The organism is Rhodococcus sp. P1Y, from assembly GCF_003641205.1.
Classification (GTDB): domain Bacteria; phylum Actinomycetota; class Actinomycetes; order Mycobacteriales; family Mycobacteriaceae; genus Rhodococcoides.
The window spans coordinates 5,036,867-5,061,006 of sequence record NZ_CP032762.1; the positions used below are offsets into that span (position 1 = coordinate 5,036,867).

Here is a 24,140-nt window from a genome sequence, read left to right on the forward strand (position 1 = left end):
GTAGTCACCTTGGGCGGTCACTACGCGCGCACGAACGGAGCCGTCGCGTTAGAGGGCTTTCAATTCCTCGATGACGGAGTTGACCGACTTCTTCGCGTCCCCGAACAGCATCGAGGTGCGATCGGCGGTGAACAGCGGATTGTCGATACCGGCGTAGCCCGAGCTCATCGAACGCTTGAGCACGATGACCGAGCGGGACTCGTCGACGTTGAGGATCGGCATGCCGTGGATCGGGCTGGACGGGTCGTTGCGTGCCGCCGGGTTGGTGACATCGTTGGCGCCGATGACGATGGTGACATCGGTACGCGAGAATTCACCGTTGATGTCGTCCATTTCCTTCATCGCGTCGTACTCGACGTCGGCTTCAGCGAGGAGCACATTCATGTGACCCGGCATACGACCTGCAACGGGGTGAATGGCGTACTTGACCTCGACGCCCTTGCTTTCGAGGATCGACGCCATGTCCTTGACGGCATGCTGTGCCTGCGCGACAGCAAGCCCGTACCCCGGCACGACGATGACCTGCGAGGCGTACGCCATCTGAATCGCAGCATCAGCCGCCGACGTCGCCTTGACGACACCGCCCGATGCATCGGCTCCCGGACCGGCATCGCTGCCGCCGCCACCGAACGACCCGAACACGATCGCCGGAATGGACCGGTTCATCGCCGTCGCCATCAGGTTCGTGAGGATCGAACCCGACGCACCGACGATCATGCCCGCCACGATCATCGCCGTGTTGTTCAGCGCGAGACCTGCAGCCGCTGCGGACAGACCCGTCAACGCGTTGAGCAGTGAGATCACCACGGGCATGTCGGCGCCGCCGATCGGGAACACCACGAACAGACCCATCAACGCCGCCGCGACGAGCACCAACACGATGAACCACACCGAGGTGCCCTCGCCCGGGGTCGATTTGATACCGATGAAGATCGACACCGCCACCGCGAGCACCAACAGGACGATGTTGGTGAGCTGGAACGTGCGTGCGTTCTTCACGAACGCCTTCTCCACGTTCTTGTTGAGCAGTTCCTGCAGTTTCAGGAACGCCACGAGCGAGCCCCAGAACGACACCGAACCGATCACCGCGGCGAACAACGAACCGATGACGATGTGCACGGTCGGCTCTTCGCCGTGCTGGAACGCCGAGAAACCATCGGTCTCGATGAACTCCGACCACGCGATGAGTGCGACCGTGCCGCCGCCGACACCGTTGAACAGTGCCACCAGCTGCGGCATCGCTGTCATCTTGGTGCGCTTGGCCGGCGGGACACCGAGGAGTACACCGATCGCGAGACCTGCGGCGATGAGGATCCAGTTGATCGCGGCGGCGTCGCGCACCTCGATCAGGGTCGCAACCACTGCGATGCCCATACCGACGGCGGCGATCCAGTTGCCGCGGACGGCGGTCTTCGGGCCGGTCAGGCCCATCAGACCGTAGATGAACATGCCGAACGCGACGATGTAGAGAATGTTGACGAGGTTGTTCATCAGGAATCAGCACCCTTCTGCGCGGAATCAGAAGATGGGGCTGCCACGGGTGCCTTCTTGGATTTGAACATGCTGAGCATGCGGTCGGTGACCAGGAAGCCGCCGACGACGTTGAGCGTGCCGAAGATCAGCGCGACGAACGCGATGATGCGCACACCCCACGACGCGTCCTCCGGCAGACGGCCCAGGACGATGAGCGCGCCGAGCACGACGATGCCGTGAATGGCGTTGGTGCCCGACATCAGCGGCGTGTGCAAGGTGTTGGGGACTTTGGAGATGACAGCGAAGCCGACGAAACCGGCCAGCACGAGAATCGCGATATTCGCGAGAAGTGGGGTGTACATCAGGCTTCTGCCTTTCTTGTAACACAGGACTGCGCGAGCACCTCGTCGGAGAAGTCGGGCGCGAGCACCGCGTTCTCGTCGAGCATCAGCTCCAGTAGCGCGGAGACGTTCTTCGAGTACAGCTCGCTTGCGTGCTCGGGCATCGTGGCCGGCAGGTTCAGCGGTGAGGCAATGGTGACGTCGTGCTTGACGACGGTCTGACCGGGTTCGGTCAGCTCGCAGTTACCGCCGGTCTCACCCGCGAGATCGACGACGACGCTGCCTGGCTTCATGCCCTCGACAGCGGCTGCGGTGACCAGGCGGGGTGCGGGGCGACCCGGCACCAACGCGGTGGTGATGACGACGTCGAAGCCCTTGATGGCCTCTTCGAGCGCCTGCTGCTGCTGAGCACGCTCGTCCTCGGTCAACTCGCGGGCGTAGCCGCCTTCACCGGCGGCATCGATACCCAGATCGAGCCACTGAGCACCCACCGAACGCACCTGATCGGCAACCTCGGGACGTACGTCGTACCCGGTCGGGCGTCCACCGAGACGTTTCGCTGTCGCGAGTGCCTGAAGGCCCGCCACACCTACTCCGAGCACCAACACCGTCGCCGGCTTGACCGTGCCCGCCGCGGTGGTGAGCATCGGGAAAAATCGTGTCGACTCCGACGCCGCAAGAATGACGGCCTTGTAGCCGGCGACGTTGGCCTGCGAGGACAGCGCGTCCATCACCTGGGCACGCGAGATACGCGGAATCGCCTCGACGGCAAAAGCCTGCACTCCCGCTGCCGCCAACGCTTCGATCTTGTTGTCCGCGTTACGAGGTGCGAGAAACCCGATCAGCGTCGACCCGTTCGACAGCTTCGAGATCTCCGCATCGGTAGGAGGCGCGACCTTGACGACCACATCAGCGGACCAGGGATCGCCGATCTCGGCTCCCGCTTCGACGTACAACTCGTCGGGAATCAGAGCAGACAGACCCGCCCCGGATTCGACGACGACGCGTACGCCCTTCCCGATCAACGACGCGACAACCTTCGGAACCAACGCCACCCGGCGCTCGCCCTCCACGGACTCGCGTACGACGCCGACTCGCGTCGACGCCCCACTGTTCGTCCCATTCTCGGTACTCTGCGAAATACTCAAATCTCCGACTTTCGTAAGTTGAGAGGCGCCTACGGCTCGACGAGCGGGGGTAACCGCGCTACGAGCAGGCGAATTCATGCGCAAGGCACAAGGACACTGATGATAGCCAGAGTAGGTAGACCTTAGGTAACCCACGCCACAGCCGCAAACGATCTGAATCGAATCCGAAGAAGAACGACGTGCACGTTCCGCTGCCGCTGTGACGGACATCATAGGAGGACGCTCGCTTACAGTGGTCCGCGTGACCAACTGCGTCTTCTGCGACATCGCCCATGGCGACGCCCCGTCGACGACCGTCCTCGATACCGAGGACGTACTCGCCTTCCTCGACATTCGTCCCATCTCCCGCGGACACGTGCTGGTGATTCCCAAACGACACTCCACGGACCTCGACACGTTGGAGCCTGCGCTCGGCGGCGCGGTGTTCGCAGCGGGACAGCGGATCTCGAGGGCGATTCGTCGTTCGGATCTGCGCTCGGACGGCGCCAATCTGGTTGTCAACGACGGCAAGGCTGCGTTCCAGACGGTTTTCCACACCCACCTTCATGTCGTGCCCAGATGGACCGGCGACAAACTACGGTTCGCGCGGGGGTTCGTCACGCGCCGTCTGCGCGCTCCCGAGGAGACGGCGGCGGCAATCCGCGACGGGCTCGTGCGGCTGGCCGCAGAAGACGCGGACCACGCAGGGTGAAACTATTTCTCGCGTCGTACCGTTTCGGGGCACACGCCGATGAGTTCGTGTCGCTCACTTCAGGGCCGGGACGGGTGGCCGTTGTAGCGAATGCGGCCGACGGATGGCCTCCCGCGGCGCGAAGTTCCGCTGTGCTCAGCGAGATTCGCGGTCTACGCGATCTGGGGTTCGACCCCTTCGAGCTCGACCTGAGGGCATTCGTCGATCGGCCGGCCGATCTCGACGCCGTCTTGGACTCCGTACCGACGCTCTGGGTCAGAGGCGGAAACACGTTCGTCTTGGCGTCGAGACTCGAGCAGTGTGGCGCGGGTGACGCGATTTCCTCGCGAGTTCGTGGCGGCTCGTTGGTATTCGCCGGGTACAGCGCCGGGGCGTGTATCGCGCAGACGTCCCTCCACGGCATCGAACTCGCGGACGATCCGGCAGAAGTCCGAATAGCCACCGGCGGCGAGGTCACCGGCAACGGGCTAGGGCTCGTCGACCTGGCGTTCGTCCCGCACTATCGATCGATCCTCGACGACCTCGGTGCAGGCCCCTCCATGGTCGCCGGTTACGAGCGCGACAATGTTCCCCACGTGACCCTCACCGACGAGCAGGTCTATCTCGTCGACAGCGACAGGGCCGAACGCATCTAACCTGATTGGGCGATCGGCGCGAGGCGATCGAGCGAGGACCACGCCATCAAGCACCGCCTGCGGGTCATTTCGTCGGCGTCGAGAAGAAGCATGTCCAGCAGCAGACGCGGTTGCTGCCTCCACGTGTCCTCGGCGTCGAGCACGGTCGCCCTCTCGAACAAGCCCGACAGCGTCAAAGCATCGACCCATTCGCCGATTTCGCCGCGGTGGACGGTCTCGATGGTGTCGTAATCGACGCCGCCGTCCTGAAATTCGTACGAGAACATCGCGGCGACGTAGTGCCACGACCTCCGGTGCGGATCCATCATCTTCGGACCTCCTTGTGAATGGGCCGTATCGTCCACACCCATTGGCTTGGACGCTAGACCCCGGAGCTACAAGATTTCGTTGCGCGGACGCATCGATCCGATAACAGAGTTACTGGTGTGACTGATGGGACTGAGAATCAGCGGGGTTGCAGGGACAGATGCGTCATGCGCTCGGTAGGCTTCACCACCGTGTGGAAGCGGCGAACATATCTCGGCCTGATTGCCGTTGCCGTCCTGGCCGCAGGCTGTTCCGGCTCCGAGCCGGAGTCCAGTGGTTCGAGCAGCGATCCCACCACACCCGCCCAACCATCGACCGAAGAGTTGTTCGTCGGCGAATGCGGATCGATGACCGACGAGCGCCTGACGAGCATCACGGGCATCAGCGGACTCACTACGTCCTCGGCGAACGCAGTCCGCTGCCGATGGGACGCAGTCGACACCGGTGCCTACGCGATGTTTACGTGGTACCGAGGAAGCCCGATCGACCGAGAACGAACCGTTGCCGGCCAGATGGGGCGAGAAATCGGCATCATCGACGCCGACGGCCATCCCGGATTCACCGCGAAGGGCAGTGACACATCCTGTGAAGCAGGCGTCGAATCCGGCGACGGGTTCCTGCATTGGTCACTCAACTACTACTACGCGGCACCGCCACGACCCAGCTGCGACGTGGTCGAAGATCTGATCCGCGCCACCGTCGAGAACGCAAAGTAGAACCGGGCGGTGACACGACACATGCGGACACGACACATGCGGACACGACGCGCGCAACTTGCTGCGATCGGCAGTGCTGTACTGCTGCTGATCAGCGGCTGCAGCACCACGGTCTCGGGCACACCGGTCGCTCAGGGAGCGGGCGGGTCCAACACCGAGTTCGACAAGCTCCTGCAGGAATGCGTCGCCGTTCCCGACGACAAGATCGCCGAGAGCGTCCAGGCAGACATCGTCGACCAGTACTTCTTCGGTGCCGTGTGCATGTGGACCGGCAGCGGCCCGTCAGGGATCATCGACGTCACATTCGCCTGGTACGAGAACAACTCCCTCGGACGGGAGCGCACACTGGCCGAACAGCTCGACTACTCGATCGAGCCGACTACCGTGGCAGGAGCGAGCGCCTTCCTGTCCCGGCGGCCGGGCGACCCGGCGTCGTGCGGGATCACCGCGTCGTACTCCGGGACGATCACCTGGTGGGTTCAATACCGCGGCGGCACCGTCGATCCATGCCAAGGTGCTACCCGACTCGCAGAACTTACGTTGCAGCGCAATCAATAGTGACCCCCTGCGCCCCTTCGGTTCAATAGGCTCGATCTTCGAGAGCACTGCTGATCGAGATGGAGCCCGCTATGACCGACGTGACCGAACTCGAACGAGCCCTCCCGGACGGGGCCGTCATCACCGACCCCGACATCACCGAGGGATACCGCCGGGACTGGGCCAAGGATCCTAATGCCGGCACCCCGCTCGCTGTGGTGCGTGCTACGTGCACAGCGGATGTGCAGACGGTTCTGACCTGGGCGACGAAACACGGAGTCCCGGTGGTGCCACGTGGTGCCGGATCCGGATTGTCCGGTGGCGCAACCGCTGTCGACGGCGGGATCGTACTGAGCACCGAGCTTATGCGAGACATCCACGTCGACCCGGTCACACGCGTCGCGGTCACCCAGCCCGGACTGCTCAACGTCGAGGTCAAGAAGGCAGCGGCCGAACACGGCCTATGGTATCCACCGGATCCGTCGTCGTTCGAAATGTGTTCGATCGGCGGGAACGCAGCGACGAACGCGGGTGGACTGTGCTGCGTCAAGTACGGCGTGACAACCGACTACGTGCTCGGACTCGAAGTCGTTCTAGCCGACGGGACTGCCGTCAGGCTCGGCGGACCTCGCCTCAAAGATGTTGCGGGACTGTCGCTGACCAAGCTGTTCGTCGGCAGCGAAGGAACACTCGGCATCATCACGGAGATCACCGTCCGGCTCATTCCTGCGCAGCCACCCGCGAGCACCGTCGTGGCGTCGTTCGCGTCGGTTCGCGACGCCACCGCGGCGATTCTCGCAATCACACGCACCCTCAGGCCGTCGATGCTGGAGTTCATGGATCGCGCGTCGATCGGCGCCGTCGAGGACGCGATGAACATGGGGCTCGACCGCAGCGCCGCATCGATGCTCATCGCGCGATCGGACTCCCCCGGTGTCGATCGAGCCCGAGAGATCGAGATCATGGCAGCGGCCTGCACCGAAGCGGGCGCCTCCGATGTATTCACCACCGACGATCCAGACGAGGGCGAAGCATTCGCTGCTGCAAGGCGTTTCGCGATTCCAGCCGTCGAGCGTCTGGGAAGCCTCCTGCTCGAAGACGTCGGGGTACCCCTGCCTGCGCTGCCCGATCTCGTCGAAGGCATCGAGCGCATCGCCGAGAAGTACGAGGTGCTCGTTGCCGTCATCGCCCACGCGGGAGACGGCAACACCCATCCGCTGATCGTGTTCGACCCGAACGACACCGACATGGAACGCCGAGCCAACATCGCCTTCGGCGCGATCATGGATCTGGCAATCTCACTGGGCGGCACCATCACCGGAGAGCACGGCGTCGGAAGACTGAAGAAAGCGTGGCTCCCGGATCAGGTGGGTGCGGACGTCATGAAACTCACTCAGCGCATCAAGACCGCCCTCGATCCGGAAGGAATTCTCAACCCTGGCGCGGTGCTCTAGCACCCAGTGGTGCGCTTGGTTTCAGAGGGTCCCTTCTGGCTGCGGTTGACCGCGCCATTTCCGCTAGAGTTGCACTCTAAGGAATATGAAGCAAGCTGTGTACGATCGAAGAACCGCGACGTGCAATGCCCGGTCGCGCTTCTTCGCCGGATAGATTCGATGGGTCTGCAACGGCGGTGCCGCGGGAAGGGGTGGTGAACAGATGGGTACGCGCAAATACGTCTCATCCACCCGAGCCGACACCGCGGCGCAGACGAGGACGCGCATCCTCGACTCGGGTCAGCGGTTGTTCGTCGAACAGGGTTATTCGTCGACGACGCTGCGGCAGATCGCCGACTCGGCGGGTGTGGCGATCCAGACTGTGTATGCGGCTGGCAGCAAAGCCTCGCTCATGACCGCGATTCTGCAGCGTGCATTCATCGGAGACGAGAAGTTCGTCTCGCTGATCGAACGGCCTGAATTCGTGGCGATCATGACCGACGAGGACACCGACCGCGCTTTGAGCCGGTACGTGGATTTCGTCGTCGGCGCCAACGCTCGAATCGCGGATCTGCATCATGCCGCCGTCCTCGCGGCGGACTCCGACCGTTCTATCGGCGAGGAAATCGAGCGCAGTGAACTACGACGGCTCGACGACATCCACACCGGCAGCGTGTGGTTCGTCCATCGGCGGTTGATCGGCGCGGGCGAGGTCGCCGAGTTTGCCGACGTACTCAGCTACCTCACCAGCCCGCAGACCTATCGCTACTTCGCCGTCGACCGCGCATGGAGCCGCGAGCACTTCACGCGGTGGCTGCGCGCCTCGATAGACAGTCACCTGACGACGCCTGACGCCTGACCCTCAATCCGCGCTCCCTGGCCACCCTCTGCAGCCCTACGTCCGGCTGCCGCGCGCCGAATCGCCTTCGACACCGCGGCTCCCGGTGCCGCTGCGTCCAATACGATCGCCGTCTTATATTGACTAGAGTCGCACTACAGTCAATACTGTGGATCGAGCGAAACCCGATTCACGGGTCGCGCCGACCATACGAGGGAGCTAGGTCATGCTCATCCATTCAAGCGTCCAGACACCATCGGGTCGAGTCCACTACCAGCACGGAACGGTCCCGGGTTGTGGTGTCATCCGGCGCGGCGCCCTGGCCGCGATCGGGACTGCAGCTGTGCTTGCAGCATTGACGGCAGGTACGACAGCGGCGACTGCCGCACCTCTGACCCCTGGGTACACGCAGGGGAGTACCGGCGGGGCCGTAGTGCTGCAGAACGGATTCGGCGGTGCGCAGTCCGGCCTGCCGCAGTCTTCGTCCGGATCAACCCCGGCGCAGGGGCCGTTCGGTCCGACGTCGGGCGGGTTGCAGAACGGGTTCGGCGGAGGAATACAGGGCGCATTGCTGGCCAATTCGCTCGGAGGTGGTGGCGGCTTCGGGAGGTAACGAGTAGCACGATTGCCAATCGGGCGCTCGCTGCACAGTCGAGTTCAGGGCAGCCGTAGAGGCCGGACCGCCGGACTAATGCGAGGCGTGGGAGTCGGCGACGGCCAGCACCTCGTCGAGGATTTCGAGGCCCTGACGGATCTCGTCCTCGCTCGTGGTCAGGGGCGGCGCAATCTGAATGCGGTTGCCGGCCATGAAGGGCCACAACCCACGCGACTTGGCGGCTGCGGTCACCTCCCCGATCGGCGTCGCGTCCTTACCCGAGGCTGCGAACGGCACCAACGGTTCCCGGGTCTTGCGGTCCTTGACGAGTTCGATCGCCCAGAAGAATCCCTTACCGCGCACCTCCCCCACACTCTGGTGAGACTCACCTAGCTTGGTCAGACCTGCGCCCAGGACATCCTCCCCCACCGTGCGAACGTGGCGCAGGATGTTGTCTCGTTCGAACACCCGGATCGACGCGACTCCGACTGCGCACGCCAATGGATGTCCCGAATACGTCAGCCCGCCGGGATACGGCTTGTGGTCGAACTTCGACGCTATCCGCTCGGAGATCACGACTCCCCCGAGAGGTACGTAGCCGGAATTGACGCCTTTGGCGAACGTGATCAGGTCGGGAGCGACATCCCAGGCCTGGCACGCGAACCACTCACCGATTCTCCCGAAGCCGACCATCACCTCGTCTGCGATGTAGACGATGCCGTAGCGATCGCACAGCTCACGTACACCCGCGAGATACCCGGGCGGAGGCACGAGCACTCCGTTGGTGCCGACGACGGATTCGAGGATGAGGCCCGCGATGTTCTGCGCACCCTCGAGCTCGATTACCTGTTGAAGATGCGACAGAGCAGCAGCTGTTTCCTCCTCGGGCGAGGTAGTGCCCCACGGTGACCGGTAGGGGTAGGGCCCGAAGAAGCGAACGACGTCGACGTTGGTCGGCTCGGTGCCCCACCGCCTCGGCTCGCCGGTCAATCCGATGGCGACGCCGGTGCCGCCGTGGTACGAGCGATACGCCGCAAGCATCTTGGTACGTCCGGTGTGTTGACGAGCCAGTCGAACGGCATGCTCGACGGCCTCGGCGCCACCGGTGGTGAAGAAGACCCGATTCAGATCACCGGGGGCGCGCTCGGCGACGAGCGCCGCGAGCTCGCTGCGTTTCGAGTTGGCCACCGTCGGGGAGATCGTCGTCAGGATCTGAGCCTGTTCGACGATCGCTGCGATCAGATCCGGATGTTGGTGTCCCAGATTGACATTGACGAGCTGTGACGAGAAGTCGAGATACCGGTTTCCTTTGTCGTCCCAGAACCACGACCCCGAACCGCCGTCGACCGTGATCGGATTCAACTCGGCCTGAGCCGCCCAGGAATAGAACACGTGATCCATCTACTAGCCGCCTTCCTCCACCGTCACCTGTACGAGAGCGTACGACTCCCGTCACGACGTTGCCGTCACCTGCTCGTCCACGAACGGAATGATGAACTCTCCGTAGGCTTCGAGTGTCGCGGACTTCGCGTCGTGTTGTAGGTACACCGAGAACTGGTCGACTCCGAGCTTTTCCAGATCTTTCAGCCTCGTCAGGTGTTCCGCTGGGCTACCGAGCAGGCAGAATCTGTCGATCACCTCGTCCGCCACGAACTCCGCATGGGAATTGCCGGACTTGCCGTGCGCGTTGTAGTCGTAGCCGCTACGCCCGTCGATATAGCCGGTGAGCGCGCTGGGGATACCTCCGCCCTGCTGGCCGTAGCGCGCAACGAGGTCCGCGACATGGTTGCCGACCATGCCCCCGAACCACCGGCACTGATCGCGCGCATGCGCCATCGCCGCTTCGCTGCCGTCGGTCACGTATGCCGGGGCAGCAATGCAGAACTTGATCGACGCCGGATCCCGCCCTGCCGCTTCGGCTGCCGCACGCACCCGACCGATGGTCCACGACGCGATGTCGGGGTCGGCCAACTGCAGGATGTACCCGTCCGCTACCTCCCCGGTGAGGTCGAGCGCTTTCGGTCCGTACGCGGCGACCCAAATTTCGAGCCTCGAATCACCTGCCCATGGGAACTGGACGGTGGTGTCACCGAGCTTCGCGGACCTACCGTTGGCGAGTTCGCGTATGACGTGAATGGACTCGCGCAGAGCTGCAAGCGTTGTCGGTTTACCCCCGAGAGTTCGAACTGCCGAGTCGCCGCGACCGATTCCGCAGATCGTACGGTTGCCGTACATCTCGTTCAGAGTCGCGAACGTCGAAGCTGTGACCGTCCAGTCGCGGGTGGCCGGGTTGGTCACCATCGGACCGACGGTCACTCGCCTCGTCTCGGCAAGTATCTGACTGTAGATGACGTACGGTTCCTGCCACAGCAGGTGCGAATCGAATGTCCATACATGCGAGAACCCATGCGTCTCCGCACGTCTGGCGAGATCGATGACGCGTGATGCAGGTGGGTTGCACTGCAACACGACTCCGATGTCCATCGTTCACACGAGATTCTGCGACAGGGCACGTTTGACGAAACGGCCGTGGCCGGCACTGCCGAGATAGGCACCGGCGTCGACGATAACCCGCCCCCGCGAAATGACGGTGTCGACGTGTCCGTCGATCTCGAAACCCTCGTAGGCGGAGTAGTCCATGTTCATGTGATGCGCCTTTCCGAGTCCGATACTGGTGTGGCCGTTCGGGTCGTAGATCACGAGATCACCGTCGGCACCGGGAGAAACGATGCCCTTCCTCGGGTACATCCCGAACATGCGCGCCGGCGTCGTACAACACACCTCGACCCACTTCTCGAGGGTGATCTTGCCCGTTTTGACGCCCTGGAACATGAGGTCCATCCGGTGCTCGACGGATCCGATTCCGTTGGGAATCTTGGAGAAATCCCCGATACCCATCTCCTTCTGGTCCTTCATGCAGAAGGGGCAGTGATCTGTACTGACCGTGGCGACATCCCCGGTGCGCAGGTAACGCCACAGTTCGTCCTGGTGGCCTTCTGCGCGGGAGCGAAGCGGCGTCGAGCACACCCACTTCGCACCGTCGAAACCCGGTGCGCCGAGCTGTTCTTCGAGCGACAGATACAGATACTGTGGGCAGGTTTCGGCGAAGACGTTCTGACCTTTGCCTCGCGCCTGCGCGATCTGCTCGAGTGCCTGTTTGGCGGAGACGTGCACGACGTAGAGCGGTGCGCCGGTGACGTTCGCCAGCATGATCGCGCGGTGCGTGGCTTCTTCTTCGAGCTGCCACGGACGTGAGGTGCCGTGGAAGTACGGGGCAGTGTCTCCGCGCGCGACCGACTGCGCGACGAGCACGTCGATCGCGATTCCGTTCTCGGCGTGCATCATCAACAGCGCACCCGTCTCGGCTGCAGTCTGCATGGCGCGCAGGATTTTACCGTCGTCGGAGTAGAACACTCCCGGATACGCCATGAACAGTTTGAAGCTGGACACCCCTTCGGACACGAGCTCGCTCATCGCCTTCAGGGAGTCGGTGTCGACCTCGCCGATGATCTGATGGAACCCGTAGTCGACGGCGCATCGACCCGATGCCTTCTCGTGCCAGAGCGCGAGCGTGTCCTGAACCCGTTGCCCTGGCGTCTGAATCGCGAAGTCGACGATGGTCGTGGTCCCGCCCCACGCCGCTGCCCGGGTACCGGTCTCGAACGTATCGGAGGCGAACGTGCCACCGAACGGCATCTCCATGTGCGTGTGGCCGTCGACGCCGCCCGGAAGCACGTACTTGCCGGTGGCGTCGATGACCGTGTCCGCGGACTCGGTGAGGTCCGCGGCGAGCGCAGTCGAACCAGGTTGGAGGACAGCAACAATTGTGTCACCGTCGATCAGGACATCGAGTAGTTGCGAACCCGTCGGCGACACGACGGTGCCACCGTGCACAAACGTCGTACCCATCTCAGAGCTCCGACCGGGATGTCATGGCGTCCACCCGCGTCGTCACGGTGCCACCAGGGGCCCGTAGGCGTCCGGTCTGCGATCGCGATAGAACGCCCAGCGGTCACGGACGGTCTTGATCAAGCTCAGGTCGAGGTCACGAACGATCAATTCCGGCTCGGTATCGGATGCAACGTCACCCACGAACTTGCCCTCGGGATCGACGAAATAGCTGGTGCCGTAGAAGTCGTCGTCACCGTACTCTTCGATGCCGACGCGGTTGATCGCCCCGATGTAATACTCGTTCGCCACGGCCGATGCCGGCTGTTCCAGCTTCCACAGGTAGTTGGACAGACCGCGCGAGGTGGCCGACGGGTTGAACACGATTTCGGCACCGGCCAGCCCCAGTGCGCGCCACCCCTCGGGGAAGTGACGGTCGTAGCAGATGTAGACGCCGATTCTGCCCACTGCGGTGTCGAACACCGGCCAGCCCAGGTTGCCCGGACGGAAATAGAACTTCTCCCAGAATCCGTTCACGTGCGGGATGTGGTGCTTGCGGTATTTCCCGAGGTACGTACCGTCCGCGTCGACCACGGCCGCCGTGTTGTACAGAACACCCGGCTGCTCCTGCTCGTACACCGGCAGAATCATGACAATGCCGAGTTCCTTGGCCAACGCCGCGAATCGGTCGACGGTGGGGCCGGGAACCGATTCCGCGTAGTCGTAGAACTTGGCGTCCTGCAGCTGGCAGAAATACGGTCCGTAGAACAGTTCCTGAAAGCACACGACTTTCGCGCCTTGTTCGGCTGCGCTCCGCGCGTAGTCCTCGTGGGCCTTGATCATGGTCTCTTTGTCGCCGGTCCAACTCGTCTGGACCAGGGCCGCTCGAACTGTCGACATGACTGCCACTTCCATTCCTCGCTGGCTGACCTTCTCAACCTAAGTGATGCGTGGGATGTGTGTGCGGTCAATCGTGTTACAACATCACGATTGGACGTTTCGGCCGAGTAACGACTCAGGTCGAGGATGGTAGTAGTGCGCGGACAGTATCGATCGTGTCGGCTTCCGCGGCGGACTTGTCGGGCCGATAGCGCAGTACGCGTGCGAATCTCAGTGCAACTGCGCCCGGATAGCGGGTGCTCACCTGCACTCCGTCGAGTTCGATTTCGACGACGAGGTCCGGCATCAAGTACATGGTGTGCTCGTCGGACGACCGTTCGTGTTTCGGGAACTCCTCGGTCTGCCACTGCAGCAGAGCGTCGGTGAGACCTTTGAACGTCTTACCGACCATGATCGGCTCCCCGCCGTCGGGATCTCTGGCACCCAGATGCAGATTGGACAACCACCCGGTTCGACGGCCGTAACCCCACTCGGCGCCGAGTACGACGAGGTCGAGGGTGTGCTCGGGTTTGACCTTCTGCCAGGTGCGGCCACGACGTCCGGCAGCGTAGGCCGAGGACAAAGATTTGATCATCACACCTTCGTGGCCTGCCTCCAGAGCGTCCTCGAAGTGGACGGAGGCAGCCTCGGCGTCAGGCCGCACCAGTGATGGAATGCGGTGATCCGGCGCGACTCGATCGAGTGCGGCCAGTCTTCGCTCCAACGGTTCGTCGAGTAGGTCCACACCGTCGAGATGCACGCAGTCGAAGAAGTACGGCTGCAGCAGGAGTTCGTGCGCGCTCTGGGCACCGAAACGACTCATCGTTTCCTGAAACGGGCGCGGCCGACCGCTGTCGGCAAGGGCAAGGGTCTCCCCGTCGAGGACGACCGACATGCACGGGAGTCCACGAATCAACTTCACGAGCTCAGGAACACCGTCGGTGATCTCTCGCAGAGTCCGGGTGTAGATGTGCACCTCGTCGTGAAGTCGATGCACCTGAATTCGAGCGCCGTCGAGCTTGTATTCGACGCTGACGTCACCTGCCAGCTCGGTCCACGCCGATTCCAATGTTTCCGCCGGCGAGGCAAGCATCGGCCGGATCGGTCGTCCGATCTCGAGCCCGAACTGTGCGAGCGCATCCTCGCCCCCGGTGAGAGCTGCCTTCGCCGTCGACGTCAATTTCCCGGAGAACATGAATGCCCGCCGAACCGGTTCGAGCTTCAGCCCCGCGGCCTTCGCGATGGCGTCGGTCATGATTCCTTCGAGCGCACCTTGGCGAAGCTCACCCGTCATCAGTCGAACCAAGAACCCACGTTCTCTTTTGGTCGCCGACGCGAACAAGCCGGTCAACAGCTCCCGCCGCCGAGCAGTGGACCCCGATCCTGCTGTAGACGCGATGGCGGAGATCGCGTCGTCGACGGCTGTGACCGTCAGCGAACCGTCCGAAACGGGTTCGACGTCGATGTCGGCGAGTGTTCGCCACCCGATACCGATGCGGCCCTGGGGTAACTCACCCGACAACCAGGAGACGACAGCGTCGATCTCCGCGGGATCCACCTCCGCCAGCAAGATCCGCAGCGCGTCTATCTTGGCCTTGCGTGACCGGGTCGCGCCGACGGCCTCGGAGGTGTCGATGATCTGTGTGAACAGCACAGGGTGAAGGTATCCGGAAGCACCGACGTTCAACCGTGCCTAGCTGAAACCGAGCACCCGATCGCCCCACGCGACACGCAGGTCGCCGTCGGGATCGTCGACGACGGTGTCCTGGCCGTCGATCACCAGGGTCGCGCGCGTAGGTTCGGCATACTTCGGCCAATGTTTAGCGCCGTCCAACGTGGCCGGAACACCATGTCGCGCAAAGGCGACCCACCGCTTCATCACGCGCGCCGACACCGCCATCGCTGCCTTTCGCCCGCCGAGCCAAAAGGTCGGATCGCGGTTGAGAGTGCCGAAGTTTCCGAAAACGTACGGAATTTCGGTTGCGTGGCCCGCGCCGATACGGGCTGCGCGCAGCATCGGCGTCGCATGGTCGAACCGATACATCCACACCGGCGAATGCCTGCTGTGCGCGTCGGCGATCCACAGGCTCGGCATCTTGAACCCAGCATCCCGCGACATGGCAAGTGCACCGGCAGTTTTGGACCGATCCGGATAGGCAGACATGATCTCTGCCACGCGAAACGCCGGCAGATCGGAATGATCGTTGGCTATCGCGCGGAACATTTCGGACACGGTGTCGGAAGTGACGGGCATCAGCGGTGATTTCATCAGCCTGAATATCGACGCCTCGTCGTGATTGGTTCCGATGATCAGTGGAATTCGGTGCGCGAAACCTTTCTGGAATGCCGCGACGGGGTACCGAGGAACGATCTCACCGTCGACGACCGGGGCGAGACCCAGAGTGCCCGGCACCCTGGCGGGGACGTCGTAACACAACGTGTCACTCGCTGCAACGAGCCTGTGCATGTCGATCGTCTTCAGTTCGTCGATGCGATCCGGTGTCACGTCGACGATCTCGAGGAATCGGGCTGCGACCTGAGCCGCACGGTCCTGGCCGTACACCGACGTCGCGGGCGCGCTCTGCACGATCGCGCGATGGAAAAGCCCTTCGGTTGCAGGCGATGTCATGAGAGTGGTGACCGACGCCCCTCCGGACGACTCACCGAACAGGGTTACATTCGAGGCGTCACCGCCGAATGCACCGATCGACTCCTGCACCCATCGGAGAGCCGCGATCATGTCTCGGAGACCGACATTTGCGTCGAACTCCGTCTGTTCGGTGGAGAACGACGACAGGTCGAGAAATCCGAAGGCCCCGATGCGGTAGTTGACGGTCACGATCACCAGGTCGCCCAGTTCGGCGAGGTGGCGCCCGTCGTACACCGTCTGAGCAGACGACCCGAGCGAGTACGCACCCCCGTGAATCCACACCATGACCGGCCGCGGAGTTCCGTCGGGTTCGGGTGCCCACACGTTCACCGACAGGCAATCCTCGGACATGGGGGTGTCGGGATCCATGGGCACGGGATTGTCGAGCCCCTGCGGCGCGACCGGACCGAACTTGACGCAGTCCTTCGGTTCCGACCACGGCTCCACCGGGCGCGGAGCCTTGAATCGATGTTCTCCTCCGGTCGATGCCGCGTACGGAATCCCTTTCCATGCGACAACAGTGCCGTCTCGGTGGCCGATCACGTCTCCATACGGCGTATGTACGTGGCATGTCGCTTCGGTCATGGCACCTCCCCGAAAAGTTGTTCCGACGCCCGCCAACGTACCAACCCTCCGATCGAGCTTCGCCAGTTTATGCTGGCGGAATGAACCGTCGCGGGGTGTGGGGCACTGCAGCGGGCGGGGCATTGTTCGCTCTCCTCGTGGGCTGCAGCTCCAATGTCGACGGCGCTGCGACAGCCCCGCTCGCGACAGTCGACACCGACCCGCCGTCGGTCGTCCGAACGACGACGCCCGCGATCACCACCACCTCCCCGCCGACGTCGACGTCGATGCCCCCGGTCACGACGACGACCGCGTCGGCACCGCCCGTGGCCGACGCCTCCCGCTTCGAGGGCGACCCAGGATCCTTCTATTTCACTTCTCCGAGTGGCAAGTTCGAGTGCGCCGTATTGATCACCGACAGTTCGGTAGCCGGCTGCCACGGAGAGTTTCCCTCCACGGCCCCGCGGGTCGAAGGCAGCGGCGCCCAAGGTTCGGCGGTGCCGCCCAACACCATCGAACTGACGGCAGGATCACCCGCAAAGTTCTCGAGTTCCGGCGATCCTCGCTTCCATCGATTCGACGGCACAGCACGTGCGCTGCCGTACGACGAGGTCCTGTCGATACCAGGATCGGGAAGCTCCAACGGACTTAAGTGCACTGTCCAGGAGAAGACAGGCGTCACGTGCACCGACCAGGTCGGTCACGGTTTCACCGTCTCCGATTCAGCGTTCGAGCTCAAATGACGGACGGTGTTTCGCACTGCGAACGACCGGGCATAGAGTGACCCGGGTGCGGCAAATCGGCCGCGCGATCGCCATCGAAGGCCGAGAGCGCTGAGCTTCGAAGACCGGAAGGAGTGCTTTCTGATGTCCCAGACGCCGACAAGAGGCAGCGCAAAAGTAATCGGGGTTTCCGTCGCCGCCGCGGTGGGCGGATTCTTGTTCGGGTTCGACAGTTCGGTCATCAACGGCGCCGTCGACGCGATCGAAGGAAGATTCTCTCTCGGCTCTTTCACCACCGGTTTCGTCGTCGCGATCGCGTTGATCGGCTGCGCCGTCGGCGCCTGGTTCGCCGGTTCGCTCGCCGACCGCTGGGGCCGCAAGAAGGTCATGGTCCTCGGATCGGCCTTGTTCACCATTTCCTCGGTCGGATCCGGCCTGGCTTTCAGCGTTCCGGATCTCATTCTGTGGCGAATCCTCGGTGGTCTCGGAATCGGAATCGCGTCGGTTATCGCTCCTGCCTACATCGCCGAAATCGCACCGGCAAAGTGGCGTGGCAGCCTCGCGTCGCTCCAACAACTCGCGATCACGCTCGGAATCTTTGCCGCCCTGCTGTCCGACGCTCTTCTGCAGGGCGCCGCCGACGGTGCATCCAACGACCTCTGGCTCGGACTCGAAGCCTGGCGCTGGATGTTCCTGGTCGGCGTCGTACCCGCCCTCATCTACGGGCTGCTCGCCGTGACCATCCCCGAATCGCCGCGCTACCTCGTCGGCAAGCACCTCGACGACGAGGCCGCCGAAATTCTCGCCAACATCACCGGCGAGCTTCACCCGGACGAGCGCGTCCACGAAATTCGTTTGACGCTGCGCAAAGAAGAGAAGTCCTCGTTCAACGACATCCGTGGATCGAAATTCGGCCTGCAACCCATCGTGTGGGTCGGCATCATCATGGCCGTATTGCAGCAGCTCGTCGGCATCAACGCGATCTTCTACTACTCGACGACGCTCTGGAAGTCCGTTGGGTTCACCGAGGACCAGTCGTTCGCGACGTCGGTCATCACCTCGATCATCAACGTGACGATGACGTTCGTCGCCATCCTGTTCGTGGACCGAATCGGACGACGAAAGCTACTACTCGGCGGCTCGATCGGAATGTTCGTCGGCTTGGCCATGGCTGCGGTCTCGTTCTCCCAGCAGATCGGAAGCGGCGACGACGTCACCCTGCCGAGCCCCTGGGGTGCCGTCGCACTGATCGGAGCAAACCTGTTCGTGATCTTCTTCGCCGCAACGTGGGGCCCGATCATGTGGGTTCTGCTCGGCGAGATGTTCCCCAACCGCATGCGCGCCGTAGCCCTAGGAATCGGCACAGCCGCGAACTGGATTGCCAATTTCGCAGTGACGCTGGCATTCCCACCGCTCACCCAGACTGTCGGGCTCTGGGTCATCTACGGCTTCTTCGCCCTCATGGCCGCTGTGTCCTTCTTCTTCGTCCGCTCCAACATCCCCGAGACCAAGGGAATGGAACTCGAGGACATGAAGAACTGATGCGATTGCCGGGGCTTATCCGATTCCCGGGATGAACCCCGGATACACGAAGTGCTGAGGTCCCCCGCCCGGCATCGACGATCCGGACACGTTCGGGAAGTCGAATGGCAACGCGACCAGCTTGTGGGGGTTGCCCTGGGCGTCGGCCTGCCAGCATCCGGTCAGCACGCCGTGAAACGACGTACAGACGATTCTGGTGCTGGTTCCGTACGGTGACGTCAGCCTGTTCTCGGCGACCAGCGGGTTCCAGTAGGCCGGGTCGGTCGGCGTCAGGAAGCCCGACGCCTCGAACGGAACGCTCGGGCTCGGATAGTCCGGGATGGGCGGCCATTCGTCTGCATTCGCGACACCGCTGCCGATGACCAGAGCGGCCCCCGTGGCACAGAGCGTTGCGACGACCTTCGACCACTTGTGGGTTGCATTCATTTAGCCATGGTAACGGCCCCGCCTCCCGTGCGTGCGTAATTCCGCCGGGCGGTGCGTATGCACTCACGACCCCCTCGGACCGCCCCGTGAGTGCGTAGTGACACCCGGCGGTATGTCCGCGCGCACGGGCGGCGGAGCCGCATGATGTATGGTCGGCGATGTTCTGACACGGGGTGCGTCCGTACATGCGGATGCTGAGATCACACCCGTCGAACCTGATGCAGGTAATGCTGACGAAGGGATGTCAAGGCGATGAATGCGCCTTCTAGCTCGGTGAACCCTGTTCGCCATACGGATCGACTGTGGGACGCGACCGCGGATCTGCGTGCTGCTATCGACGATCTGAAATTTCTGCGTCTGCTCGGAGACGGCACGCTGCCGCTCGACGCTTTCCGCACGTACATCGAGCAGGACCACCTCTACCTGGAGGGCTACGCAAAGGCGCTGTCTCTCCTGGCGTCCAAGGCACCCGACGCCGCGACGGCTGCATTCTGGGCCACGTCGGCCGCGAGTGCGGTCGAAGAAGCATCGCTGCACGAATCGCTTCTGTCGGGTGACGCTCTTCCCCGCTCGGATTCGAGCGCCGAGCACTCCCCTGCGTGTCTGGGCTACACCTCGTATCTCATCGCGTCCGCGGCAACCGAGCCGTATGCGGTTGCAGCAGCAGCGATTCTGCCGTGCTTCTGGATCTACGCCGACGTAGCCGTGCGACTCGCAGGAGCTGCTCGCGAGGTACTCCAAGCCGATCCCGAACACCCCTATGCACGGTGGGTGTCGACGTACGATTCGGACGAGTTTCGCGCCGTCGTCGACGGCGCCCGCACACTCGTCGACACGGCGGCAGCTGCAGCCACCGACGCCGATCGGGCGTCGATGACGCAGGCGTTTCGCGTCGCCACCCGATACGAATTGATGTTCTGGGATACCGCACTCACGCCGACACCGTGGCCGGTGACACTGTGAAGCGGTTACTGGCTGCGGTGGTTGCAGCGATCACGGTCGCCGGTCTGACGTCGTGCGCCCAGACGAACGACTCCGATACCATCCGGTTTGCACTCGACTGGACGCCGAACACCAACCACACCGGGTTGTTCGTCGCACTGCAGGAAGGGTATTTCGCCGACGCGGGTCTCGACGTCGAAGTGTTGCCCTACAACAACAGTTCGCCGGACACGCTCGTCGACTCCGGTAACGCCGAGTTCGGAATCAGCACGCAGAGCTCGACCACCTTCGCGAAAGCGGCCGGCGCACAGATTGTCTCGGTTCTCGCGCCGCTGCAGCACTGGGCAACGGCGATCGGAGTTCGAGCGGATCGCGACGACATCACGAGCCCGAAGTCGCTCGACGGCAAGGTGTACGCCGGATTCGGCGACACCGGCGAGCAAGCAGGAGTTCGACAGGTCATCCAGAACGACGGCGGTACCGGCAACTACGAGAGCGTCGTGCTCGGCACGTCCGCGTACGAGGCCGTCTACTCCGGAACCGCTGACTTCACGGTGTCCTACCTTGCCTGGGAAGGTATCGAAGCCGAGCACAGTGGCACGCCGATGAAGTACTTCGAGAGCACCGACTACGGCTTCCCCGACGCCTACGCGATCACCATCAGCGGTAACGAGAACTGGCTCGCGGACAATCCCGACGAAGCACGGAAGTTCGTCCAGGCTCTACAGCGCGGCTACCAACTCGCCGCCGACGACCCCGATCGCGCCGCGCGCGATGTCATCGATGCCAATCCGGGTGCGTTCACCGACGAATCACTGGTGTTCGAAAGCCAGGAGATGCTTGCCTCGAAATACATGCTGGACGAGACGGGCAAGGTCGGCTCACAGAATCTGGACACCTGGACCGAGTACTCGAAGTTCCTCTATGACAACGGCGTTCTCGTGGACGAAAGCGGGAATGCGCTAGCGTCGGAGCCCGATTGGTCCACGTACTTCACCGATGAGTATCTCGCCGACCAGTAGCGCACCGGTCGGTAGCGCAGTGAGCAGTAGCGCAATGGCCGGTGCCGCATCGCCCAGTTCAACCGAGAACCGGTTCCGCGCTGCCGTCCGCTGGGCGCTTCCGTCGGCGACGATCGTCGTCGTGCTCGTCGCAGCGTGGCAGATCTATGTCACTGTCAGCGGAATCAGACCACAGATCCTTCCGTCGCCGTCGCGCATCGTGGGTCAAGGGTGGGCGCATCGCGACGCCATCGCCGAAAATGCTGCTGCGACGGTGCAAGTCACTATTGTCGGGTTCGCAGTTTCCTTGTTCGTCGCCTGGATTCTCGCGGTGGCCGTGGACTTCTCCCCGTGGCTGCGACGAGCCGTCGTACCGCTGTTCGTCGTGTCGCAGACGCTGCCGATCATCGCGATCGCTCCGCTGCTCATCATCTGGTTCGGATTCGGTCTGTTGCCCAAGATCTTGGTCATCGCACTGGCCACGTTCTTCCCGATGGCGATCGGGCTCATCGAGGGCTTCGCAGCGGCAGATCGTGACGCCCGATCGCTCCTCGCCAGCATGGGCGCGAGCCGCTGGCAACAGTTTCGGTACGTCCGGCTGCCGTCGGCGATGCCTCGCTTCTTCACGTCACTGCGCATCGGCATCACTTACGCGGTAGTCGGGGCGATCTTCGCCGAATATGCCGGTGCAAGTGCAGGACTCGGTATCTACATGAGTCAGCAGAAGAACTCGTTTCGCACCGACCTGGTACTGGCGGCCGTTGCGGTGACGGCAGTGATCAGCGTTGCGTTGTTCCTGGTGACCTACGCCGTCGAACGGGTGGTTGCACCGTGGGCGCTGGAAAGACGGCCACGATGACCCGCGTGCGCGTATCCGGATTGACCAAATCCTACGACGGTCGACGCGTCCTGGACGGGGTGAGCTTCGAAGTTCAGCCGGGAGAATTCGTCTCGCTGATCGGTCCGAGCGGTTCGGGAAAGAGCACCATCTTCAATATGCTCGCCGGGCTAGACACGCCGGATTCGGGAGTGGTCGGGGCGCCGAGGAGCGCGTACATGCCGCAGAAAGATCTACTGTTTCCCTGGCGAACGGTGCTGGACAACACGAGTCTCGGGCTGGAGATTCAGGGCGTTCCGAGGAAAGAAGCCCGAGCGCAGGCACAGGCACTGTTTCCGGTCTTCGGGTTGGACGGGTACGAAAAGTCTCGACCGTCGGACATGTCGGGTGGTATGCGTCAACGAGCCGCATTGTTGCGCACCGTCGTTCAGGGGCACGATCTCCTACTGCTCGACGAGCCCTTCGGCGCCCTCGACTCGCTCACGCGGACTGCCATGCAACGCTGGCTTCAGGAAATGTGGCTCGAGTACGGATGGACCGTTCTGATGATCACGCATGACATTCGTGAGGCCGTGTACCTTTCCGATCGCGTGATCGTCCTCTCCGACAAGCCAGCACGTGTCCGACGCCAGATCACCGTGCCACTGGCGCGGCCCCGTGATCCGATGGTGGTAACGACGCCAGCGTTCGCGGCGGTCGAAGCCGAACTCATGGACGTACTGATCGAGCGCTGATCACGCGACGCATGGAATGCCGCCGTCGCCCTGCACGACCTCTGGTTCGGCCGGTGCATCGTCGCCCGCAGCCGGGACGCCGTCCGCGAGCTGCGCGTCCGCATCAGGAACGGGGACCGGAGCAGCGCCCGAAGGCGACGGATCGAGAATCGCCGCCGTCTCGCTCCGTACCCGATCCACATCGACGATGTTGACGTCCTGTCCATCGATGGTGGCATAGCTTTCCACCGGCAAGGTGAAAAAGTCGATCTCACCGTCAAGGATGCTCCCCGCCTGCGACACAAGCGATACCGGATCGAGCCCACTGTCGATGACGATGTCTTGCTTCGTCCCCGCGACGAGAGCACGAAGCTCCCCGAGGTTGCCGAGGATTCCCGATTGCTTCAGTTTCGAGATCACGCCGGCCACGAAGGCCTGCTGCCTCTTCGTTCGATCGAGGTCACCGTTCGTCAGTCCGTGACGTTGTCGTACGAAGGACAGTGCCTGAGTCGCGTCGAGGCTCTGAACGCCAGCCGCGAACCTGGCGCCCGAATATTCGTCGTCCACGGCATCTCGGAGGCACACCTCGATTGGTCCGACGGCGTTGGCTACGTCGTAGAAGCCCAGAAGATTGACCTCTGCGAAATGATCGATCGGGACCCTGAGCAGTTGCTGTACGGCGGTGAGAGTGGACCGTCGACCGGCCTCGCGAGCTTGCCGTTCACGTTCGGTCTGATCCGTCACTCCTTCGTCGTACAGAGCCGAGTCCGCGTCCGCTTTCGCGAGGCCGTACGCCTCCTTGATCTTTTTCTTGCCGTATCCGGGAACGTCGACGTAGTCGTCACGCGGGATCGAGATCGCTTTGGCTCGGCCGCCGTCCGCCGGGAGGTGAAGAAGCAGGAGTGTGTTCGTGTTGTATCCGCCGACGTCACTGTCGCCTGCATGGAGGGCGTCGGTGACGAACTGGGCGGGTAGGTCGTTGCCGTCCATGTCTTTTCGGCTGTCGAGACCGATCAGAAGGATATTGGTGTCCTGACCATTGCTTGCCGCGTCGTTCTCCGGCAACGAGACGAGTGCGTCGGAGGTGGTCAGACCCGTCGTCGCTTCGCGGTACACCGTCCATCCGACTCCGCTCGCGACGAGAGCTAAGACAGCGGCAAGTCCGACGACGACGCGTGCCGCTCGCGCGTACCACTGCTGGCGCACATCCGGTAGCTGCGTCACCACCGGACGATGCCTACCGGCCATCGGCCTGTGGCGCC

Annotated in this window: 25 protein-coding genes and 1 riboswitch; of the genes, 13 read left to right on the top strand and 12 right to left on the bottom strand. The window is 63.1% G+C overall.

Features of this window, described 5'->3' with window-relative positions; translation table 11 throughout:
- Window positions 1–48: 48 nt before the first annotated feature.
- Genes D8W71_RS23195 through D8W71_RS23205 form a run of 3 tightly spaced genes read right to left on the bottom strand, consistent with a single transcriptional unit; the run spans window position 49 to window position 2,962 of the window.
- Window positions 49–1,491: an NAD(P)(+) transhydrogenase (Re/Si-specific) subunit beta gene (locus D8W71_RS23195; RefSeq protein ID WP_121116956.1), complete on the bottom strand. Its 1,443-nt coding sequence runs from the start codon at window positions 1,489–1,491 to the stop codon at window positions 49–51.
- Window positions 1,491–1,835, bottom strand: coding sequence for an NAD(P) transhydrogenase subunit alpha (locus D8W71_RS23200; protein WP_121116958.1), 345 nt, complete (start codon window positions 1,833–1,835; stop codon window positions 1,491–1,493). The genes D8W71_RS23195 and D8W71_RS23200 overlap by 1 nt, the downstream gene beginning before the upstream one ends.
- Entirely contained in the window at window positions 1,835–2,962 is a 1,128-nt protein-coding gene (locus tag D8W71_RS23205) for a Re/Si-specific NAD(P)(+) transhydrogenase subunit alpha (RefSeq protein WP_121116960.1), read from the bottom strand. The genes D8W71_RS23200 and D8W71_RS23205 overlap by 1 nt, the downstream gene beginning before the upstream one ends.
- A 241-nt stretch (window positions 2,963–3,203) precedes the next feature.
- On the opposite strand from D8W71_RS23205, the gene D8W71_RS23210 reads away from it, so the two are divergent.
- Both D8W71_RS23210 and D8W71_RS23215 read left to right on the top strand, forming a co-directional pair.
- Window positions 3,204–3,653: an HIT family protein gene (locus D8W71_RS23210; RefSeq protein WP_121119807.1), complete on the top strand. Its 450-nt coding sequence runs from the start codon at window positions 3,204–3,206 to the stop codon at window positions 3,651–3,653.
- Between the two features lie 47 nt (window positions 3,654–3,700).
- Window positions 3,701–4,288 carry a Type 1 glutamine amidotransferase-like domain-containing protein gene (locus D8W71_RS23215; RefSeq protein WP_236077584.1) on the top strand — a complete coding sequence of 196 codons (588 nt, stop codon included), beginning with the start codon at window positions 3,701–3,703 and terminating at the stop codon, window positions 4,286–4,288.
- Here the strand turns inward: D8W71_RS23215 and D8W71_RS23220 are convergent.
- Window positions 4,285–4,596, bottom strand: a complete 312-nt coding sequence (locus tag D8W71_RS23220; RefSeq protein WP_121119809.1) for a hypothetical protein — start codon at window positions 4,594–4,596, stop codon at window positions 4,285–4,287. The two genes, D8W71_RS23215 and D8W71_RS23220, sit on opposite strands and share 4 nt — an antisense overlap.
- Before the next feature lie 165 nt (window positions 4,597–4,761).
- Here D8W71_RS23220 and D8W71_RS23225 point away from each other — a divergent pair, with 165 nt between their 5' ends.
- The 5 genes from D8W71_RS23225 (at window position 4,762) to D8W71_RS23245 (ending at window position 8,731) form a co-directional block, all read left to right on the top strand.
- Window positions 4,762–5,310, top strand: coding sequence for a DUF3558 domain-containing protein (locus D8W71_RS23225; protein WP_121116964.1), 549 nt, complete (start codon window positions 4,762–4,764; stop codon window positions 5,308–5,310).
- Window positions 5,311–5,346: 36 nt separating this feature from the next.
- Entirely contained in the window at window positions 5,347–5,868 is a 522-nt protein-coding gene (locus D8W71_RS23230) for a DUF3558 domain-containing protein (RefSeq protein ID WP_121116966.1), read from the top strand.
- Window positions 5,869–5,939: 71 nt separating this feature from the next.
- On the top strand, window positions 5,940–7,301 hold the full coding sequence (locus D8W71_RS23235) for an FAD-binding oxidoreductase (RefSeq protein WP_121116968.1): 1,362 nt from the start codon (window positions 5,940–5,942) through the stop codon (window positions 7,299–7,301).
- A gap of 202 nt (window positions 7,302–7,503) precedes the next feature.
- On the top strand, window positions 7,504–8,139 hold the full coding sequence (locus tag D8W71_RS23240) for a TetR/AcrR family transcriptional regulator (RefSeq protein ID WP_121116970.1): 636 nt from the start codon (window positions 7,504–7,506) through the stop codon (window positions 8,137–8,139).
- Between the two features lie 205 nt (window positions 8,140–8,344).
- On the top strand, window positions 8,345–8,731 hold the full coding sequence (locus D8W71_RS23245; protein WP_121116973.1) for a hypothetical protein: 387 nt from the start codon (window positions 8,345–8,347) through the stop codon (window positions 8,729–8,731).
- 75 nt (window positions 8,732–8,806) lie between these two features.
- On the opposite strand, the gene D8W71_RS23250 is transcribed toward D8W71_RS23245, so the two are convergent.
- The 6 genes from D8W71_RS23250 to D8W71_RS23275 all read right to left on the bottom strand — a co-directional run bounded on the left by D8W71_RS23250 (window position 8,807) and on the right by D8W71_RS23275 (window position 16,715).
- Window positions 8,807–10,114: an aspartate aminotransferase family protein gene (locus D8W71_RS23250; protein ID WP_121116975.1), complete on the bottom strand. Its 1,308-nt coding sequence runs from the start codon at window positions 10,112–10,114 to the stop codon at window positions 8,807–8,809.
- A gap of 51 nt (window positions 10,115–10,165) precedes the next feature.
- The gene (locus tag D8W71_RS23255; RefSeq protein ID WP_121116977.1) at window positions 10,166–11,197 is read right to left on the bottom strand and encodes a TIGR03842 family LLM class F420-dependent oxidoreductase; all 1,032 of its coding nucleotides are present in this window, start codon (window positions 11,195–11,197) and stop codon (window positions 10,166–10,168) included.
- Window positions 11,198–11,200: 3 nt separating this feature from the next.
- On the bottom strand, window positions 11,201–12,622 hold the full coding sequence (gene hydA / locus D8W71_RS23260) for a dihydropyrimidinase (RefSeq protein ID WP_121116979.1): 1,422 nt from the start codon (window positions 12,620–12,622) through the stop codon (window positions 11,201–11,203).
- A gap of 42 nt (window positions 12,623–12,664) precedes the next feature.
- Window positions 12,665–13,501: a nitrilase-related carbon-nitrogen hydrolase gene (locus tag D8W71_RS23265; RefSeq protein ID WP_201265170.1), complete on the bottom strand. Its 837-nt coding sequence runs from the start codon at window positions 13,499–13,501 to the stop codon at window positions 12,665–12,667.
- A gap of 115 nt (window positions 13,502–13,616) precedes the next feature.
- A complete protein-coding gene (locus tag D8W71_RS23270) occupies window positions 13,617–15,134 on the bottom strand; it encodes an ATP-dependent DNA ligase (RefSeq protein ID WP_121116983.1) in 1,518 nt (505 codons plus the stop codon).
- Window positions 15,135–15,173: 39 nt separating this feature from the next.
- A complete protein-coding gene (locus D8W71_RS23275) occupies window positions 15,174–16,715 on the bottom strand; it encodes a carboxylesterase/lipase family protein (RefSeq protein WP_121116985.1) in 1,542 nt (513 codons plus the stop codon).
- Window positions 16,716–16,795: 80 nt separating this feature from the next.
- On the opposite strand from D8W71_RS23275, the gene D8W71_RS23280 reads away from it, so the two are divergent.
- Together D8W71_RS23280 and D8W71_RS23285 are read left to right on the top strand one after the other, a co-directional pair.
- Window positions 16,796–17,437 carry a hypothetical protein gene (locus D8W71_RS23280; protein WP_121116987.1) on the top strand — a complete coding sequence of 214 codons (642 nt, stop codon included), beginning with the start codon at window positions 16,796–16,798 and terminating at the stop codon, window positions 17,435–17,437.
- A 90-nt stretch (window positions 17,438–17,527) separates the two neighbouring features.
- Entirely contained in the window at window positions 17,528–18,958 is a 1,431-nt protein-coding gene (locus D8W71_RS23285; RefSeq protein ID WP_268959876.1) for a sugar porter family MFS transporter, read from the top strand.
- 15 nt (window positions 18,959–18,973) lie between these two features.
- Here D8W71_RS23285 and D8W71_RS23290 read toward each other — a convergent pair whose 3' ends face one another.
- Window positions 18,974–19,384 carry a hypothetical protein gene (locus D8W71_RS23290; RefSeq protein ID WP_121116991.1) on the bottom strand — a complete coding sequence of 137 codons (411 nt, stop codon included), beginning with the start codon at window positions 19,382–19,384 and terminating at the stop codon, window positions 18,974–18,976.
- Window positions 19,385–19,543: 159 nt separating this feature from the next.
- Window positions 19,544–19,643: riboswitch (TPP riboswitch) on the top strand.
- Here D8W71_RS23290 and D8W71_RS23295 point away from each other — a divergent pair.
- From D8W71_RS23295 to D8W71_RS23310, 4 genes are all read left to right on the top strand, one after another.
- Window positions 19,637–20,347 carry a TenA family protein gene (locus D8W71_RS23295; protein ID WP_121119811.1) on the top strand — a complete coding sequence of 237 codons (711 nt, stop codon included), beginning with the start codon at window positions 19,637–19,639 and terminating at the stop codon, window positions 20,345–20,347. Its footprint overlaps the riboswitch before it by 7 nt.
- Window positions 20,329–21,348 carry an ABC transporter substrate-binding protein gene (locus tag D8W71_RS23300; RefSeq protein ID WP_121116993.1) on the top strand — a complete coding sequence of 340 codons (1,020 nt, stop codon included), beginning with the start codon at window positions 20,329–20,331 and terminating at the stop codon, window positions 21,346–21,348. Before D8W71_RS23295 ends, D8W71_RS23300 begins: the two co-directional genes overlap by 19 nt.
- A gap of 34 nt (window positions 21,349–21,382) precedes the next feature.
- Window positions 21,383–22,186 (top strand): ABC transporter permease, encoded by an 804-nt coding sequence (locus D8W71_RS23305; RefSeq protein WP_121116995.1) that lies wholly within the window; start codon window positions 21,383–21,385, stop codon window positions 22,184–22,186.
- Entirely contained in the window at window positions 22,183–22,899 is a 717-nt protein-coding gene (locus D8W71_RS23310; protein WP_121119812.1) for an ABC transporter ATP-binding protein, read from the top strand. Before D8W71_RS23305 ends, D8W71_RS23310 begins: the two co-directional genes overlap by 4 nt.
- Here the strand turns inward: D8W71_RS23310 and D8W71_RS23315 are convergent, their stop codons facing one another.
- Complete coding sequence (locus D8W71_RS23315) at window positions 22,900–24,102, bottom strand: LCP family protein (protein WP_236077585.1); 1,203 nt, start codon at window positions 24,100–24,102, stop codon at window positions 22,900–22,902.
- Window positions 24,103–24,140 lie beyond the last annotated feature (38 nt).

Bases quoted from the DNA above. Each gene is read 5' to 3' on its own strand.
- D8W71_RS23195 (WP_121116956.1), bottom strand. From the start codon at position 1,491: ATGAACAACCTCGTCAACATTCTCTACATCGTCGCGTTCGGCATGTTC.
- D8W71_RS23200 (WP_121116958.1), bottom strand. From the start codon at position 1,835: ATGTACACCCCACTTCTCGCGAATATCGCGATTCTCGTGCTGGCCGGT.
- D8W71_RS23220 (WP_121119809.1), bottom strand. From the start codon at position 4,596: ATGATGGATCCGCACCGGAGGTCGTGGCACTACGTCGCCGCGATGTTC.
- D8W71_RS23225 (WP_121116964.1), top strand. From the start codon at position 4,762: ATGCGCTCGGTAGGCTTCACCACCGTGTGGAAGCGGCGAACATATCTC.
- D8W71_RS23230 (WP_121116966.1), top strand. From the start codon at position 5,347: ATGCGGACACGACGCGCGCAACTTGCTGCGATCGGCAGTGCTGTACTG.
- D8W71_RS23235 (WP_121116968.1), top strand. From the start codon at position 5,940: ATGACCGACGTGACCGAACTCGAACGAGCCCTCCCGGACGGGGCCGTC.
- D8W71_RS23240 (WP_121116970.1), top strand. From the start codon at position 7,504: ATGGGTACGCGCAAATACGTCTCATCCACCCGAGCCGACACCGCGGCG.
- D8W71_RS23245 (WP_121116973.1), top strand. From the start codon at position 8,345: ATGCTCATCCATTCAAGCGTCCAGACACCATCGGGTCGAGTCCACTAC.
- D8W71_RS23250 (WP_121116975.1), bottom strand. From the start codon at position 10,114: ATGGATCACGTGTTCTATTCCTGGGCGGCTCAGGCCGAGTTGAATCCG.
- D8W71_RS23255 (WP_121116977.1), bottom strand. From the start codon at position 11,197: ATGGACATCGGAGTCGTGTTGCAGTGCAACCCACCTGCATCACGCGTC.
- hydA (WP_121116979.1), bottom strand. From the start codon at position 12,622: ATGGGTACGACGTTTGTGCACGGTGGCACCGTCGTGTCGCCGACGGGT.
- D8W71_RS23265 (WP_201265170.1), bottom strand. From the start codon at position 13,501: ATGTCGACAGTTCGAGCGGCCCTGGTCCAGACGAGTTGGACCGGCGAC.
- D8W71_RS23275 (WP_121116985.1), bottom strand. From the start codon at position 16,715: ATGACCGAAGCGACATGCCACGTACATACGCCGTATGGAGACGTGATC.
- D8W71_RS23280 (WP_121116987.1), top strand. From the start codon at position 16,796: ATGAACCGTCGCGGGGTGTGGGGCACTGCAGCGGGCGGGGCATTGTTC.
- D8W71_RS23290 (WP_121116991.1), bottom strand. From the start codon at position 19,384: ATGAATGCAACCCACAAGTGGTCGAAGGTCGTCGCAACGCTCTGTGCC.
- D8W71_RS23295 (WP_121119811.1), top strand. From the start codon at position 19,637: ATGAATGCGCCTTCTAGCTCGGTGAACCCTGTTCGCCATACGGATCGA.
- D8W71_RS23305 (WP_121116995.1), top strand. From the start codon at position 21,383: ATGGCCGGTGCCGCATCGCCCAGTTCAACCGAGAACCGGTTCCGCGCT.
- D8W71_RS23310 (WP_121119812.1), top strand. From the start codon at position 22,183: ATGACCCGCGTGCGCGTATCCGGATTGACCAAATCCTACGACGGTCGA.